At 74.8% G+C, this 1,000-nt stretch carries 3 protein-coding genes; 1 reads left to right on the forward strand and 2 read right to left on the reverse strand.

All coding sequences use genetic code 11. From position 1 onward, the window contains the following. Both ACVMLK_RS21110 and ACVMLK_RS21115 read right to left on the reverse strand, forming a co-directional pair. The coding region (locus tag ACVMLK_RS21110) for a hypothetical protein (protein ID WP_457487551.1) at nucleotides 1–191 on the reverse strand (191 nt) is incomplete at its 3' end. Next, nucleotides 188–535: a hypothetical protein gene (locus ACVMLK_RS21115; protein ID WP_457487552.1), complete on the reverse strand. Its 348-nt coding sequence runs from the start codon at nucleotides 533–535 to the stop codon at nucleotides 188–190. The genes ACVMLK_RS21110 and ACVMLK_RS21115, both read right to left, overlap by 4 nt. Before the next feature lie 218 nt (nucleotides 536–753). Here ACVMLK_RS21115 and ACVMLK_RS21120 point away from each other — a divergent pair. After that, nucleotides 754–1,000, forward strand: a 247-nt coding sequence (locus tag ACVMLK_RS21120; RefSeq protein ID WP_457487553.1) for a hypothetical protein, incomplete at its 3' end; no start/stop codon positions are given.

Below are 1,000 nucleotides of genomic sequence, written 5' to 3' on the forward strand. Positions count from 1 at the left end.
GTGGGGCGGGGGGCGGGGGCCCGGCTCTCGCCGGTCAGCAGGCCGGCGGCGGCGGGGAAGCGGAACAGCGGATGCGGATGCGCCTCGGGCCGGCGGCCGGCGAGCAGGCGCACCAGGGCCTCGGCCTCCGGGCGCGGCAGGGGGCGGCGCAGCGCCGCGTCCAGCTCCAGGCGGGACTGGCGGGCCGTCACGCCGCGCCTCCGTCGCGGCGCGCCAGTTCGGCGAGCCGCGTCTCCAGCCCGGCGGGATCGGCCTCGGTCCGCCGCCGCCGCCCGCGCCGCGGCGGCTGGTCCTGCGGGTCCTCCTCGATCAGCGTCACCTCCACGGGACGATCGGCCAGCACCGCCTCGAACAGCCCCTCGCGGTAGGTGACGGCGATGCGGGGCGGGCCCTCCTGCGGCGCCAGCACCGCTTCGAGGCGGGCGAGCAGGGCGGCGAACTCGGCCTCATCGGCCTCGGCGGCGACGAGGTCGAGCAGCTCGCGCCCGTCCTGGACCAGACTGGCCTCGGCGGGGCCGCGGCGGCTGATCTCCATCCGGCTTCTCCTGAATGATGCAGCGCCCCGTGGTGGCACAATCCGACGCCGGCTGTCCATGATTTTTCGCAAAACATCGCCCTGCACGGCGAAAAAAGACCAAAACAGGCCGCGGACGGTAAGAGTCCGCCACCCCCCCGGCGCAGGATTGACCTTTTGGAGGCAAGAATGAAGAATCGATATTCAACCGATGCGATCATGCCATGCGCTTCCCCGCCATGTCGGACTCCCCCCTCGATCGCCTGGAAACGCTGGATCTCGGCACCACCGCCGGCCTCGCCCTGCTGCGCCGCCTGGATGCCCGGCTGCATCGCCAGCCCGACCCCGCCGCCCTGCGCGAGGGCCTGGCCCGCCTGACCTGCCGGGTGCCCCTGGCCGAACGCGCGGCCGGCCTGCTGGTGCTGCCGGGCGGCGCCCTGGCGCTGCGCCGGGAGGCGCTGCTGCTGCCCGATGCCGCCTCCGCCC

The organism is Teichococcus aerofrigidensis, from assembly GCF_054073225.1.

Coding starts and splice junctions, on each gene's coding strand:
- ACVMLK_RS21115 (WP_457487552.1), bottom strand. CDS start 535: ATGGAGATCAGCCGCCGCGGCCCCGCCGAGGCCAGTCTGGTCCAGGAC.